The organism is Dethiosulfatibacter aminovorans DSM 17477 (assembly GCF_900142005.1).
GTDB classification, from domain to species: Bacteria; Bacillota; Clostridia; order Tissierellales; family Dethiosulfatibacteraceae; genus Dethiosulfatibacter; species Dethiosulfatibacter aminovorans.
In genome coordinates this window covers 187172-202745 of the sequence record NZ_FQZL01000007.1, presented here as the reverse complement: position 1 = coordinate 202745, position 15574 = coordinate 187172, and the positions used below count along the sequence as shown (strand labels likewise).

10 protein-coding genes and 1 riboswitch are annotated in these 15574 nt (G+C 43.4%); of the genes, 6 read left to right on the top strand and 4 right to left on the bottom strand.

Annotation, left to right across the window (positions count from 1 at the left end; genetic code table 11):
- Positions 1–90: 90 nt before the first annotated feature.
- The 3 genes from amrB to BUB05_RS06120 all read right to left on the bottom strand — a co-directional run bounded on the left by amrB (position 91) and on the right by BUB05_RS06120 (position 7411).
- Positions 91–993 (bottom strand): AmmeMemoRadiSam system protein B, encoded by a 903-nt coding sequence (amrB, locus tag BUB05_RS06130; RefSeq protein ID WP_073048660.1) that lies wholly within the window; start codon positions 991–993, stop codon positions 91–93.
- Between the two features lie 351 nt (positions 994–1344).
- On the bottom strand, positions 1345–6186 hold the full coding sequence (locus BUB05_RS06125) for an Ig-like domain-containing alpha-2-macroglobulin family protein (RefSeq protein ID WP_073048658.1): 4842 nt from the start codon (positions 6184–6186) through the stop codon (positions 1345–1347).
- A 283-nt stretch (positions 6187–6469) separates the two neighbouring features.
- Complete coding sequence (locus tag BUB05_RS06120) at positions 6470–7411, bottom strand: DUF4097 family beta strand repeat-containing protein (RefSeq protein ID WP_073048656.1); 942 nt, start codon at positions 7409–7411, stop codon at positions 6470–6472.
- Between the two features lie 467 nt (positions 7412–7878).
- On the opposite strand from BUB05_RS06120, the gene BUB05_RS06115 reads away from it, so the two are divergent.
- From BUB05_RS06115 to BUB05_RS06105, 3 genes are all read left to right on the top strand, one after another.
- Positions 7879–9495, top strand: coding sequence for an ABC-F family ATP-binding cassette domain-containing protein (locus BUB05_RS06115; RefSeq protein ID WP_073048654.1), 1617 nt, complete (start codon positions 7879–7881; stop codon positions 9493–9495).
- Between the two features lie 319 nt (positions 9496–9814).
- Positions 9815–10687, top strand: a complete 873-nt coding sequence (locus tag BUB05_RS06110) for a 4Fe-4S double cluster binding domain-containing protein (RefSeq protein ID WP_073048652.1) — start codon at positions 9815–9817, stop codon at positions 10685–10687.
- A gap of 59 nt (positions 10688–10746) precedes the next feature.
- Positions 10747–11787: a hemolysin family protein gene (locus BUB05_RS06105; RefSeq protein ID WP_073048650.1), complete on the top strand. Its 1041-nt coding sequence runs from the start codon at positions 10747–10749 to the stop codon at positions 11785–11787.
- A gap of 104 nt (positions 11788–11891) precedes the next feature.
- Here BUB05_RS06105 and BUB05_RS18435 read toward each other — a convergent pair whose 3' ends face one another.
- Positions 11892–12041 carry a CDIF630_02480 family spore surface protein gene (locus tag BUB05_RS18435; RefSeq protein ID WP_094762753.1) on the bottom strand — a complete coding sequence of 50 codons (150 nt, stop codon included), beginning with the start codon at positions 12039–12041 and terminating at the stop codon, positions 11892–11894.
- 205 nt (positions 12042–12246) lie between these two features.
- On the opposite strand from BUB05_RS18435, the gene BUB05_RS06095 reads away from it, so the two are divergent.
- From BUB05_RS06095 to BUB05_RS06085, 3 genes are read left to right on the top strand one after another with little or no spacing between them, the layout of a single operon-like run.
- Entirely contained in the window at positions 12247–12705 is a 459-nt protein-coding gene (locus BUB05_RS06095) for a YbaK/EbsC family protein (RefSeq protein WP_073048648.1), read from the top strand.
- The gene (locus BUB05_RS06090; RefSeq protein ID WP_073048646.1) at positions 12706–13221 is read left to right on the top strand and encodes a flavodoxin family protein; all 516 of its coding nucleotides are present in this window, start codon (positions 12706–12708) and stop codon (positions 13219–13221) included.
- Positions 13222–13238: 17 nt separating this feature from the next.
- Positions 13239–15191: a fructose-1,6-bisphosphatase gene (locus BUB05_RS06085; protein ID WP_073048644.1), complete on the top strand. Its 1953-nt coding sequence runs from the start codon at positions 13239–13241 to the stop codon at positions 15189–15191.
- 44 nt (positions 15192–15235) lie between these two features.
- Positions 15236–15408: riboswitch (cobalamin riboswitch) on the top strand.
- The last annotated feature ends 166 nt before the right edge of the window (positions 15409–15574 follow it).

Here is a 15574-nt window from a genome sequence, read left to right as displayed (position 1 = left end):
GGAGGCTCGAAAATTATCATTATTAAATCGCGAATTTTTGTGCCGACGGAGTAGGGAACTAAAATCCATAATTCTTTGGTACGACTTGAATCAATCCGTATATACCATTGTGAAATAGCTCGTCGTCCCTTCCTTTCCCGGGTAAACATATTCAGCCGAATTTTTGTTCTCCAGAAGGTGTTTGCGGCATCCCAAAGAATCCACATAGGTGAGAAATGCCATGAGGGTCTCGGGAGAATCGAGGTTGTCGTTTGAGTATCTTGATATCTTTTCGAAATCCCTGTCGCAAATTGAACTGAAGGTTTCAACGTCCCGGAGGCATGCCTCCCTGTATGACAGATAGTGGCTGAAGTCTATGGAGGCCAGCAACAGAGTGTTTTCAGAATCCAGTGTTTCTGCAAGAAGATTGCCGAAATCAGTGGATTCTTTTATTGTGAGGGTTGTGGGCAGGGCTATTGTGTTGATTTTTGCATCTGGGAAATAATACTTTATAAACGGAATCAGTGCCGAGTTTGAATGTTCCGTCTCCATGAAGGTATTGTCGACCTTGACAAGGGGATGCTTTTTCAGAGTTTCATTATAGTCTTCATTTACTTGAACCTCACCGAATGGTGTAAGCCATGTATTGTCTGAAATGAAAATTGTATTGCCGTTTCTTGAACTGTGGTCTGGACCTATTATCACTATGTTTTCATATTGATTGGAGGAAACAGACTTGAACAGATTGTGGATAATATCCGATGCAAGAAGATGATGTGTGGATAACATTCCTCTTGCATTTGTGAAAATTTCTTCTTCGGAAATGTCTTTGCTGTTTTCCAGACCCATATAAAAGAGATCCAGGTCGAAGGGGATGCAATTGTTGTATTCCTGAGATTCATAGGTGATTTCAGGCATGTCTGTTTCTCCGTGACCTCTAGTGTCGTAGTCAGGAAATAGAACGGCTGCAGAAATAATGACTGCGGAAATTATTAAAACGATTTTTCTTTTCATAAGATCGATCACCCCTCTTGAACAACTCAATCAATATATTACAAAAAAGTCACAATTCATATATACCCATGAAACTTAAAACTATAACTAAATAGGACAAAGCAGCTACTCTGCGTCATCCAGTACACAGCGACTGTATGGAGACAGTAGAGAAGAAGATTGTCCAGGAAGCTATAAAAAAAGACGGGAATCGAGATCCCCGCCTTCTGTGACATGGCACCATGCGATTAACCGCACAATGTCCTGTCCCCAGTACTATTTTACCATATTTGGCATCCAATTGCATGTATGCTTCTACTTGGCAGTTCAGGAAAGCCTTTATTTTCTTCGTATTTAACGCAGCAAAGCTGTTTACTGGATAGTCAGTGTCACCTGTTCTGTGAAGTTCACTCCTTCGTGTCCCAGTCTTGTTATGACTGCGTGGTCCGAGGTGTATGTTCCCGGCATTACAGCCTGGACATAGTAGACAAGGGGCTTGGCACCATTATGACTGTAGTAGTACATGACTATTTTCTGTTCCTGAAGTTCGTGCCATCCGCCTTCGGACTTGATGAACCTGAAGCCTGCAGGTATGAAGTCGGTGATTTCGTAGGCACTGTCTTCCATTATATAAGCTGTTGGACGTATTGTAACCTTTATAAGGTCCGACTGGCTGAATTCTGAGCTTTCTATGCCGTCCAAGGTATAGGTCCTTTCTATCTCGAAGTCCCCTGTCCTGTTTTCCTCAAGGTCTTCAACGCCGCCAAGGGCATATACGTTGACTCCCATGTTTCCAATCACTTCAATCACTTCCATGTTTTCCAGATCTTCTGCAGTTATTGTAAGGGTTGCCGTCTCGAAGCCGAAGATTTCAACAGTTTCCTTCTTGTCTCCGTATTTTACGGTGGCTTTTCCCGTAAGTCCCTTTATTTCCTCCGTATCCATTATGTCCCTGTTCTCGATGTAGGTGATTTCCTCAAGATATGCAATTTCATATTTTGAAGGATTTTCATATATGTGGTTGAAGAGAAGGTCTCCGGTATCATAGTCTCCCAGCTTTGCTGAAAGTGTTGCCAGAAGTCCTGTACCCGTATAGTTGAGTCCCATGTCTTCATCTATTGAAATTTCCAGTTGTCCGTCTGTCGATACGGTTTCTGCCACTACTGAGTCATAGACTTCCTTTGCTCTTGTAATGTCTCCCAGTGATTCCAGACCAAGGGCCAGCACTATTCTGTCAAGGCTAGACAGGTCTTCGTTGTCCAGAAGGTCGTAGATGCTTATCAACACAGGCTCGTTCATTGTGGACAGTCCGGCCAGAGAATCGACTACGCTGTGGATATCCGACTCGCTGTCCCTTAGAATGCCGTTGAAATATCCCTTCAAAGGCTCCACGTTGAAGTAGCTGCTCTTCATTAAGGCTATCCTCGCACTCATGAATGAGTCGCTGTCGGAATATGGAAGAAGCCTTATGCCTCCGTCATAGTTCTGGTATCTTCCCGTTGCAACCTCCCAGAGGTCGATGTCCTTCTCGAAATTCTCCTTGATGAATTTTCTTGCCTCCATTCCCGCAAGTATCTGGTCTATTCGTTTCCCCGAACTGTATCTGAGGTCCAGCAGGCACTTGTAGTAGTTCGACTCGTTTTCGTTGAAGAAGGTTACTTTGGCGTTTGAGTATACCTCATCGAAGATTGTGTCCTCGGTGAGGTCGAAGTATTCCTGGTTGTCGAAATAGACAGTGGTGTCCACCACTTCGAAATGTTCCTCCATGGCGTCAGTATAGCTTATTCCTTTGGCGTAGGATGTTATTGTATAGCTACCCTTTTCAAGCTCTCCAAGGGATATGTTGGTATAGTCTCCCACCAGGCCGTCCTTTTGTATTTCCCTGGTGCTTTCCTCTCCGTCCTTCTGCAGGACCACCTTGAATGACACCTCTTCACCCTTCTTCGTTTCATCACCGAATATTCTGAGACTTATGGAGGGCTTGTCTCCCGTTATGAACACCTTGCTCAGTATGGTAGATACGTGGAAGGGAAGTCTCGAGTTGACGTTCAGCCATCCCGTAGATGCTTCCATCTTGTCGTTCACTCCCTGGTAGGTTATCCTCCATGACGTGAGGTTGTCGGGTAGGTTAAAGTCTATGGTTCCTACACCATTATCATCCGTTGAGAGCGTCATGAAGGTTGCCGTATCCTTGAACTCGCTTCTTACGTAGTAGGCAGCCTCGTCTCCTCCCATTTCAGCACCCATTGCCATCCTCATGTCGTTCATTGGATTTTCGGATGACACGAATTCCCTTACTATTCCCGTGCCGTATACGCTTGCGTAGATATCGGCCAGCATGTCTGCAGTCTGTGAATAAAGGTCGAAATAAGCTTCATCCACTATGCTGAGGTTGACATCGGCAGGATATGGGTTGCCCTCTGCATCTGTCGTCTTCACTGAAAGTTTCACATTGTCGCCGGGACCGTAGTCCTTTTTGTCAGAGACAACCTCTATGCCCAGCTCCCTTTCAGAATAATCGTAACTGATGTTTATTGGATATGAAGTCTTGCGCATCAATCCCTCATTGGAATAGATTGCCTGGATCATGATGTTTGGGAGGAATACCTCTTCGAAAATGAATTCTCCGCTGGTCTTGTCAATGATTTCATAATCCAGCAGGCCGTCCTTGAGATACATGACCATCATCTTGTCGTTCTTTCCGTCTTCCACCATTCCGTCATTGTCCAGGTAGTATTTTACGACATCTCCAAGGGCATATCTGTAGTCGTCATCATCAACCTTAAGTGCATAGAATGGATTGAAGTCAACAGTCTGCAGCCTTCTGAAATAGCTGAAACTTGTTTTTTCAACTATCTTTCCGCTGTTGTCCTCGTAGGTGGCTTCCACCTTGAAGGAATTTTCCGAATCTATTGTGTATGGCATTTCGAGGATGTATTTGCCGTCGACTATGTCCACATACCTGTCCTCGACTATCTTGTCGTGTTTGATGTATTCGTATTTACGTCTTGTCACCTTGTTGATATAGTCGTAGTATTTTCCCGTTTCGACTCTTTCATACCACGTTTCAGTGACAACAACCTTCACCTGGCCGCTCAAGGGTTTTCCCCTCATGTCTTCGTAGTTGAAGCCGTAGTCCGTGCTGTACTTGTCCGAGTCAAGCTCGTGAAGCAGAAGAGTGAGCTGGGGCAGATCCCTTTCGTCGTCGTACTCGAGCTCAAGCATCTTGTCCTTCGGCAGGAAGGTGAAGTAGTCGTAGTCGGTAATGCGGTAGTCTTCAGCATTTGTGTTGTATATTTCCATTCTTCCGTAGGCAGGTCTCCATGATGTGGTGCTCATGGTCGGAGTCAAGGTTATCGATGCATTTCCGTTTTCGTCGGTTACAAGCCTACCTGAAGTATAGCTGTCAAGGTTCATGTTGTAGGTGAATTCCATCCCGGGAACCGGTGTGCCGTCGAAGAAGCCTGCATCAACGTTGAAGGTTATCTTTTCTCCTGCAGGGATGTAGTCCTTGTCGAATTTACCATCGACCTTGTATATGGGCTTGGTGTATTCGTTTATGTAGAACTCCTTCCTCAGAACCAGGGTGTCCCCGTCCTCCACCAGCAGGTTGTACCATCCGGGAGTAAGATCCTCCCATGAGAAGCTTTCAGTGAATGTTCCCGTATTTGTGATACTTACATTCTTGCTGTCCAGGAGGTAGCTGCCGTTTACGTTTGAATACATGCTTACCTTGTATTTGCCGCTGCCTGACACCTTTGGCTTTATATAGCCGTAGAGGTTAAGCTGGTCAGTAGGAAGATAGGTGGACCTGTCGGTGAAAAGATATTTCCAGTAGTCGTTTGAAGCCTGCGAATATACAGGTCCAGGCTCACGTATTCCGTCATATTCCATATAGTATGGATAGAATGACCTCACGGACCTCATTACAAAGGTCGGGTATCCAGCTGCATCTATGGTTGCATAGTCGATGTATGCATCATCATCGTCCTCATATCCGAAGGATGTAGTTCCGTCCCTTCCAGTTTTCCCCGAGAACTCATCATTTACAGTTATTTCTGCATCTGCAACTGCTTCATTGGTGTTGCAGTCAAGGGTCCAGAAGAAATGATCCTCTTCGAACTTGCCGTTGTAGACAAGGAGGCCGTTTACATGGATATAGGTGAAGTAGCTGTGTTCCTTGTAGCTGATCCTTGCCAGATAGTAGCCCTGGTCAAGGTCTTCGGGTATGTCGAAGGAATGCATGGTGTACCAGCCTATCTCCGTTTGCTGGGGTTTTGATGTGAAGGATGCCACAGACTCCAGATAGTCCGGAACCTGCTTGTCGAAGCCCTCGTAGACATTGTCAAATGAGAATGTTTCATCGTATTTCCTAAGGTCCCTCATGAAGTCTTCACTGGTCTTGAAGGCGTAGATATCCACATTGTAGCCGTATCCAACTGCATCCCTGTAGACATTTGCTTCAATAAAATGGTTCTGTCTGGTGGTAAAATAGTTCACTACACTGCTTATGCTGAGGAGTGTGTTTCTTTCGGTGGATACGGTCGTGAAGGAGAAAACATAGTCCTCCTGCAGCTCAAGCCGGCTGTCCTTGACCCTTGCACCGGCCTTTACGGTTACCGTATAGGTGGTATCCATGGAGAGGTTGACCTCGGGAACGAAAATCATGGAATAGCCGTTCTGTGTGAAGGTTCCCTCAGCTTCAGGCTGTATTTCAAAGGATTCTTCAAAGTTTTCGATATTCTTGTGTGAGAACATGATCTCTATTCCTGAATTTACAGGGATATAGGTGGACTTGTTCCCTGGAATTGATCCGATAACCTTGAGTTCCTTCTTTGTCTGAAAGGCCCAGGACAAGTCGTAGCTGTTTTCTTCATCTGTAAGGGATACCCTGTATATGGCATCCTTTTTCAGTTCCTTGTCGGGCTTTATTGCAAATTCCTTGTCCGATGTCTTTTCTATTTCAAAGTTTATTTCCGGGGAAATATTTATGGAATTCTTTAGAAAATCTACAGTCACAGTATTTTTTGATTTCACTATGAATTCCGTATTTGTGGCAATTCCTGTGGAATCGGAGTCGGAAGCGTAAACTGCAAAATCCCATTCTCCCAGGTCGCCTATGGTGCCTGTTTCTCCCGGGGCCTGACCTTTCGGGCCGCAGGATGTTATGACCATTGCCAGACACAGCAGTATTGCAATAACTTTAATTTTCAAAACAATCACCTCTTCTAAATATTGTTTAACATTACAGGAAAGTTAAATATGCATAACCCTTTGAAACATTGGAGTTATGCTGATAAAGAAATTTTCTTCGCGTCTTGATAAAGTCAAAATAAATACAATCCATATAAAAATAGACGATAAACATGTAAGTTTTGTTCCGGTGGTTCATTTTCCGCCTTTCATGATTATATACAGTAGAAACCTCCATGGGGAAACATGGAGGCTCAACTGGAGGATTATGATGAAAAAATCTAAATAGATAAGTGGTATTCAGTTAATTGATGTTAAGACTGCCTGAAGTGGTCGAAACCGTTATCTGGTAGGTCCCGTTACCTCTTTCTGCAGTGACATTCCTGTTGGTAATCTTTTCAATGCTTAAGTCGGCATTGGAATTGAAATCTCCGCTTACTGTCTTGAATGAAAGCCTGTAGTCGGGATCTCCGCCTATCCTTATTGCTACATCGCCTGAAACTGTAGACATGTCTATGTTTCCTCGCAAATTGTCAAGATTGAGGTCCAGGTCCCCTGAAGTCGAGCTTAAATCAATTTCATCAGCCTGCCCTGAAAAATTTATTGACCCCGATACGGAGGTGGAATCGACTTCCGTTCCTGAGAAATTGTAAATATCTGTCTTTCCCGAAGTCGTGTTCAGGTTTGCATTATTTGCATTTACGCTGTTAAGATTCAGATCTCCGCTTACAGATGAAAGTTCCAGGCTGTCAGATGTTATGTTGTTCATGAAAATGCTTCCGGATACCGCAGACAGGTTTAGTTCTTCAAGCGTCAGGCTTTCTGTCGAAATGAGTCCTGAAATTGTAGTGCATTTGATGTCGTTTATATATTTTTCAGGCACTTCTATTCCCAGGATCAGTTCATTCTTGTCGATCTTCATATTGTGCATTGTTTCCTGTGTCTTGATTGTGACTGAGTCGCCGGAATTTTCCACAATGAGCTTTGGCTCGTAGTTTGCAGTCAGTGTCCCGGTCAGAGTGACCATAAACTCGTCTGCCTGTGTAGGTGCAATGTTCACTTCCTTCACTGAAGCTTCAATTTCTATGGATTCTATTGAACTGTAGCTGAAGGAATTGCTTTCGTCCAGATTGTAAGTTTTGTAGATGATTTTGTTGATAGGATTGATTGACCAGATGCATCCTGTTGAGATGAGAGAAATTATGAGAATGATAGCCAGGAGCAAATAAAGTTTTCTTTCTTTCATGAGTACACCCCGTTTATATCTTTCTTTGAATTAAATATACGCAGTTGACGTATCTTTTCCCATATGATACACCCCGGAGATAAAGCGGTGATTAGCCGATTATTAGAAATGCATTAAACTAAACTTTAATTTATTCGAATCACTTAATATATATTTATTATACCATGAAATCAAAGTTTTTCTTTATTATTTTCAACAAAAAGGTTATAATATCTATTTGGAGAGAATACCTCGGGATTTTTTGTCCAGAGAGGTTTAAATATAAATGACAGATAAGGAAGCGACAAAGTCGCGTCAATGGTGTAAACCATTGTCAAACGCGTAGAAAGTCTACATTAAACGCATAAATCCAACGCTTGAAGGATTTATGCACGTTAAGATTTTCTTAAGCTGAATGAAATGCAGCTGAAAAAACCAATACGATATGTTTGAAGACGTATTTCAGACATGAAACAAGGAGTAAAAAAGTGATAACAGTAACTAATGTAGGATTGAGCTTTGGAGGGCAGCAGCTCTTCAAGGATGTAGACCTTAAGTTTACGCCGGGCAACTGCTACGGTGTAATAGGAGCAAACGGAGCAGGTAAATCAACATTCCTGAAGATTCTTTCAGGAGTCATAAGTCCTGGAACGGGAGAAGTAAGTATAACTCCAGGAGAAAGACTGGCAGTCCTCAAGCAGGACCATTATGAATATGACGAATTCAATGTAATCGAAACTGTAATAATGGGTCACAAGAGACTGTATGACATTATGAAGGAAAAAGATGCCATCTACATGAAGGAAGACTTTTCCGATGAAGACGGAGTGAAGGCTGCTGAGCTTGAAGGTGAGTTTGCGGAGCTTAACGGATGGGAAGCTGAAACCGATGCGGAGAAGCTTCTTATGGGTCTTGGTGTGGAAAAGGAAAACTACGGCAAGAACATGGAAGATATAGCAGCTGCAGACAAGGTGAAGGTTCTTCTGGCACAGTCGCTCTTCGGAAACCCCGACATTCTTCTTATGGACGAGCCTACCAACCACCTGGACTTCAGAGCAATAAACTGGCTTGAGAACTTCCTCCTGGAATACGAGAAGACTGTAATAGTTGTATCCCACGACAGGCACTTCCTCAACAAGATATGTACCCACATGGTTGACATAGACTTCAAGAAGGCGAAGATGTATGTAGGAAACTACGACTTCTGGTACCAGTCAAGCCAGCTTGCGGCAAAGCTTCTCAAGGACCAGAACAAGAAGAAGGAAGAGAAGATGAAGGAGCTTCAAAATTTCATCGCAAGGTTCAGTTCCAATGCATCAAAGGCCAAGCAGGCGACTTCGAGAAAGAAACTTCTTGAGAAAATCACTCTTGACGACATACAGCCCTCATCCAGGAGATATCCGTTTGTTGGATTTACACCTGATAGGGAGGCAGGCAAGGACATCCTTGCTGTTGAAGGACTTTCAAAGACTATTGACGGAGAGAAGGTTCTTGACAATATTTCCTTCACTGTGAACAAGGGAGAAAAGATAATCATCCTGAGCAAGAACGAGGCTGCAAGAACGGCACTTTTCAAGATACTCATGGGTGAAATGGAGCCTGATGCAGGTACCTTCAAGTGGGGAGTGACAACAAAAAGGGACTACCTGCCAAAGGACAACAGCGAGTACTTTGAAGGAGTTACAATGAACCTGATTGACTGGCTGAGGCAGTATTCCGAAGAGAAATCGGAAGCATTCATCAGGGGATTCCTTGGAAAGATGCTTTTCTCGGAGCAGGAGCCCATGAAGGAAGCCAATGTGCTTTCAGGAGGAGAAAAGGTAAGATGCATGTTCTCCAAGCTAATGGTTTCCGGAGCCAATGTGATAATACTTGACGAGCCTACAAACCACCTTGACCTTGAGTCGATCCAGGCTGTGAACGACGGTCTTGTGGCATTCAAGGGAACAATGCTTTTCACGTCCCACGACCACAGGTTCATAAACACCATAGCAACAAGGATAATAGAGCTTACTCCATCAGGGGTATACGATACGCTTAATTCTTTTGACGATTATCTTGAAGATGAAGGGCTTCAAAAGAAGATAGACCAGATGTACAAATAGACAAGGCAATGGGGACAGGCTCCTTTGTCTGAAGACCATTATGAAATCAGGCCGGACGCTATTATGTGTCCGGCCTTACTTGATGTGCATCGCGTCTATGGCTATGCAATTACTGTATACTGGATGATACGGTGCAGCTGTTTGTTCTAGTCTTCATCTTGTAAATATGATATCATAAATTCAGGACACTATCTGTTGCAAGGCTATTGCGATATGGCTGCTGTATCTTGTCTATCGTTACCTTGTCACTGTATAAAACGGGAAAGTGTTGTTCAAAACCCCTTGAACCATTGGTGTTTTGATTTATTATGAGGAAAAAATGACTATAAAAGATATTGAAAATATATTTGAAAAGACAAGTCCATACATGTACAGAATCCTGAGGACCGCTGACATACTCAAATGGCAGGAGGAGAATTCTGAAAATGAACATATAGGTGTTCTTGATTTTTCCGAGTTGGAAGGTTTTGAGGGAGTTCTCATTGCGGCCCTTGAATACAATCCCCAGGAGCCGGAACTTCCCGAGGGATGCATGTCCATTTCCCCCTACTACTATTTCTCAAACAGGTACTATATGAAGCTAAGCAATGATCTTAGGCCTGCGGAGGACAGAGGTGAAATAAGGATACTGAGGAATTCTCCCCTCAAGGTGCTGGCGAATATATCGGGACTTGGATATTATGGAAAGAACAGCATAATTCACAATGGTGAATTCGGCAGCTCAATGTTTCTTTACGGTGTGGGAATAAATGTTGAAGAGAATGAGAGCATTGAATGGAATGGAATAAACAATGTATTTTCGGACTGCGGAAGCTGCAGGAGGTGCATTGAAGCATGCCCAACGGGGGCTCTTGATGAAAGCGGACTGCTGAACCGTGGGAAATGCATAAGAAACTATATGCTTGAAGGAACCCAAGTACCGGAGGAAATCGGAAAAAAGATGGGGAAGAGGCTTCTGGGTTGCGACGTCTGCAGGAATGTCTGCCCCAAGAACAACAGACTATCTGCAAGGGAGAGGATGCCCGACTACGACAGGGAGATCTTTCTCATAAGGAACTATCTTGACAACAGGGAAAAAGGCCTCAAGAGATTCATAAATCCCTTGTCGGAATGGATAGGAAGGAACTATGCCAGGACTAAGAGGGTCCTCTACCAGTGTGAGATAATAGACGGGAATGACAAAGATGTTTGAATACGGAAAACAGGGTTTGAGAATAAAGATAGCGAATGATATGGCTGAGGAGAAGACTTATGGATACGAATATTGCAGGAAGACTGATACTCATAGCTTTGCTTACTCTTGTCAATGCATTCTTTGCATCCGCAGAGATGGCAATAGTTTCCGTGAACAAAAACAAGATGCAGCTGGAATGGGAACAGAAGGGTAACAGGAAGGCAAAACGCCTTGTCGAAATGCTAGAAAGCCCCAGCGGATTTCTCGCCACCATTCAGGTGGGAATAACACTGGCAGGTTTCTTTTCAAGCGCCTTTGCGGCAACGGGCATATCAGTTAAGCTTGCTCCTGCAATGAACAGATTAAACATTCCATACAGCTCCCAGCTGTCAATCATAATCGTGACGGTGCTGCTGTCGTATTTCATGCTTGTATTCGGGGAACTTGTGCCAAAGAGACTTGCACTTCACAGGACGGAGGAGATAGCACTCTTCTCGTCAAGATATGTTGAAATGCTGTCGAAGATAGCAAAACCTTTCGTTTTCATACTCACAAAGTCGACGAATCTGGTTTCCGGAATCTTCGGTGCAGGGGAAGGAGAGGAAGATGAGAACATTTCAGAAGACGAAATCAGGCTTCTTCTCAAGAAGGGACTGCTCCAGGGAAACATCAAGTATATGGAAAAGAAGATGATAGACAATGTCTTCCAGTTCAACGATACAACGGCAGGAGAAGCCATGACTTCAAAGGTGGATGTCTTCATGGTGGATGTTGAAATGGAGATCAAGGATATAATGAAGATGATGCCTCCGGAGACATATTCAAGGATACCGGTCTATGAAAATCACAGGGACAATATCATAGGAATACTGCTCCTTAAGGACGTATTGATAAACATCATGGATGAAGAGACCGACGATCCAAAAATAAGGGATATCATCCACAAGCCCTTCATTGTAGAGGATACCCTTCCCGTAAACAGGCTCTTCATGAGGATGCAGAGGACAGGCAACCATATGGCCGTAATTGCAAACCATGAAGGGACCATAACTGGCATCATAACCATTGAAGACCTGATCGAGGAGATAATGGGAGAGATTGAGGACGAGTTCGACTAGTGATGAATAGAGAAAATATGGACAAAAAAATCTCCCATATATGACAGCCAGTTTGTCATATATGGGAATTTTTTATATTTTATATATGGAGGGTATAATATGAATTATTTTTCGTTTTCATCGACCCAGCATTTTGCATCAATTACTGAGTCAAGATTTGGTATGCAAATGTTTGTATCCGCTTCCATCCTGCACATGCTCTGCAGTGCATCGGGAGGGTTGCAGCTGATATTTATATTCTTATTGTTTTTCACAATATTCACTTCCTAAAGTTTTTCTTTCGAAACTTAATAAATGCTTTCTTGCTTATATTATACATTAAATGATAATGATTGTCAAATGAGAAGATATTAACACAATCTTTGGTTGAAAAATACAGGTGTTTGTATTAATATTAAGGTATGATTTTTTGGAAGCTTACGTGGATAACGCAGCGATGCTGCTTATTAGGAGGTAGAAATGAGTATAGAAAGTGTAAAGAAACAGTTTGAAGAGGAAAATCTTCCTCTTGAAGTTATAGAGATGGATACGTCAACGGCAACGGTGGAGCTTGCTGCACAGGCTCTTGGCGTGGAGCCGGCAAGGATTGCAAAGACCATGGCAATAAGGCTCAAGGAAAAGGATATTCTACTTTTGGCAAAGGGCGACCTTAAGCTTGACAACAGGAAATTCAAGGACCAGTTCAAGCAGAAGGCGAAATTTGTTGGATTTGAAGATGTCCAGGAAGCGACTGGACACCCCGTCGGAGGAGTATGTCCCTTCGGACTGGAAAAGGACCTTGAGGTTTATCTGGACGAATCACTTAAGGTGTTCGACTATGTGTACCCGGCAGGAGGAGGACCCAATACTGCAGTGAAGATTGATGTGGACTACCTGGCCCAGGTGACAAATGGTTCATGGGTTGACGTGTGCAAGTAAATGGGTGATAAATATATTGCCATAATGGCAAGCCACAGGAAAAACAAATTCACTGAAAAATATCTGGACAAGTATATTGAAGAGCTTGTGGAAGACGGTAACGAGGTTGAGAAGATAAGCCTTCGAGACTATGACATAGGAATATGCAAAGCCTGCGGATACTGCGGCAGAAACTACGGTAAATGCTGCGTTGAAGACGACATGCAGGTCCTTTATGAAAAGCTGAGAAAATACAGGAATTTCATATTTGCTTCCCCTGTGTATTTCAACACAGTAAGTTCACTGGCAAAGATATTCATAGACAGGTGCCAGATGTTGTTCGAATGCAAGTATAATTACAGAAAGCCCTGGTCGGATTCCGAAGAAAAGGGTCGGGGAATCATCCTGTCCGTAGCCGGAGCATGTGAATACGAAAACCAGTTCAAGGGGAGTGAAATCATACTTGATGCATTCTTCAAGAATTTGAATGTTGAGATAGTGGAGCATATAAAAATCTGCGAGACGGATTTCAAATAAACAGTCTGGGGGTAGAGATGGAAAAATTGAATTACTACAAGCTGCTGTCCAAGCAGTACCGAAACATAGACGAAGTGAGCAGGGAAATCATCAATCTGAGCGCAATACTTAGCCTGCCCAAGGGAACGGAGCATTTCCTTACGGATATACACGGTGAATATGAAGCTTTTTCACATGTGGTGAGAAATGCTTCGGGAACTGTTAAGAGAAAGATAGAGGAAACATTCGGGGATTCAATACCTGTCGAGGACCAGGAAATACTTGCATCACTGGTTTACTATCCAAAGGAGAAGCTCGTTTTTCTCATGAAGAATGGCATTGTCGATGAGAAGTGGTACAGGACGACAATCTATCATCTCATACTTCTATTGAGAAATGCAGGCTACAAGTATACCAGGTCCAAGGTGAGAAAATCTCTGCCGGAGAACTTCGCCTATATAATCGAGGAACTTGTACAGGAGAAGGAAGTACTTGAATCAAAGAAGAACTATTACAAGGAAATCATCAAGACAATCATAAGGACTGAAAAGGCCAATGACTTTATTGTCGCCCTTGCAGATTCAATAAGGAGGCTTGTGGTTGACAGGCTTCATCTGGTGGGAGACATTTACGACAGAGGACCTGGAGCCCACCTCATAATGGACGACTTGTTGAAGCATCACAATGTGGATATCCAATGGGGAAACCATGATATTATATGGATGGGTGCGGCTGCAGGTTCAAGAGCATGCATAGCCAATGTTCTTAGGATATGTCTTAGGTATGGAAACCTGGAGACTTTACAGGACGGCTATGGTATAAACCTTTTGCCCCTTGCACAGTTTGCGGCGGATACCTACAGGAACGATCCTGTTGAATGCTTCCAACCGAGAGTCAAGACAGGTCACGCCTTCAAGGAAAGGGACCTGGAGCTTATGGGCAAGATGCAAAAGGCTATTGCAATAATCCAGTTCAAGCTTGAAGGACAAATAATAAAGAGACAGCCAAGCTTCAAGATGGAGGACAGGCTGCTTCTCGACAAGATGTCCAAGGACAGGAAGACGGTTACAATAGACGGACGGGAATATGAAATGAAGGATTCCTTCTTCCCTACTGTATACTATGACGAGCCCTATGAGCTGACAGATGAAGAGAACGAGGTTATGGAACAGCTTCTCATAAACTTCAAGCATTCCGACAAGCTTCAGAAGCATGCTGAATTCCTGTATTCAAAGGGAAGCATATACCTTGCATGCAACGACAATCTCCTTTACCACGGATGTATTCCATTTACCAGGGAAGGACAGTTTGACACCTTTGAAATGAACGGCAGGGTGTATTCGGGAAAAGCCCTTTGTGACTATTTTGATGAAAGAATAAGGGATGCATTCTTCAATCAGGGACTGGACAGCAATTTCTTCAACAGAAACATGGTCTGGTATGCATGGTGCGGTGAAAACTCTCCTCTTTTCGGAAAAAGCAAGATGGCTACTTTCGAAAGGTATTTTATAGATGAAAAGGAGACCCACAAGGAAGAGCAGAATGCCTACTATCTGTTCAGGGATGATGTTGAAAAATGCAATATGATCCTTGAAGAATTCGGGTTGAATGCTGAAAGAGGAAGGATAATAAACGGACATGTTCCGGTAAAGACAATGAAGGGTGAAAACCCTGTAAAGGCAAAGGGAAAGATGTTTGTAATCGACGGCGGGTTTTCAAAGGCCTACCAGAAGACTACTGGAATTGCGGGATATACCCTCATATTCAATTCCCAGGCCATGATACTTGTCTCCCACGAACCCTTTGAGGACCATAAGGTGACAATAAAGAAGAACGAGGACATGGTTCCCCAGGAGGTCTATGTAAAGAAGGAGCATAAGAGGCTTCTTGTCGAGGATACTGACAAGGGAAGAGACATGAAAGCCACCATCCAGATACTCAACGAGCTCCTTGATGCCTACAGAAAGGGTCTCATAGAGCAGAGATTCTAGCAAAAACAACTTGTACCCGGGATGCAGATAATGTATAATAAAGCAAAATTAACAAGTTTTACGGTACCATATTGGTAAATAGGGAAAGAGGTGTGAATCCTCTACAGCCCCCGCTGCTGTGAATAGGTTATGCTTTTCAGAACCACTGTTCCTCGGAACGGGAAGGGAAAAGATGAGAGCCTTAAGTCAGAAGACCTGCCTTGAAACGAAAGATTAAACATTCTTCGGAGGGAAGGTTGGCTATTTGCGTGAATAATAGGACACCTTTGGGTGTCCTTTTTTTGCTGCTGCAGCTAGCGGCACAACAATTTAAATATAGGTAAGCGTGATTGTTGATACCTATTGGTCACGACCTTACTGTAACTTGAAATTACCTTGGCAAG

Excerpts from the sequence above, each read along its gene's own strand:
- amrB (WP_073048660.1), bottom strand. The coding sequence starts at position 993 with ATGAAAAGAAAAATCGTTTTAATAATTTCCGCAGTCATTATTTCTGCA.
- BUB05_RS06120 (WP_073048656.1), bottom strand. The coding sequence starts at position 7,411 with ATGAAAGAAAGAAAACTTTATTTGCTCCTGGCTATCATTCTCATAATT.
- BUB05_RS06110 (WP_073048652.1), top strand. The coding sequence starts at position 9,815 with ATGACTATAAAAGATATTGAAAATATATTTGAAAAGACAAGTCCATAC.
- BUB05_RS06105 (WP_073048650.1), top strand. The coding sequence starts at position 10,747 with ATGGATACGAATATTGCAGGAAGACTGATACTCATAGCTTTGCTTACT.
- BUB05_RS06095 (WP_073048648.1), top strand. The coding sequence starts at position 12,247 with ATGAGTATAGAAAGTGTAAAGAAACAGTTTGAAGAGGAAAATCTTCCT.
- BUB05_RS06090 (WP_073048646.1), top strand. The coding sequence starts at position 12,706 with ATGGGTGATAAATATATTGCCATAATGGCAAGCCACAGGAAAAACAAA.
- BUB05_RS06085 (WP_073048644.1), top strand. The coding sequence starts at position 13,239 with ATGGAAAAATTGAATTACTACAAGCTGCTGTCCAAGCAGTACCGAAAC.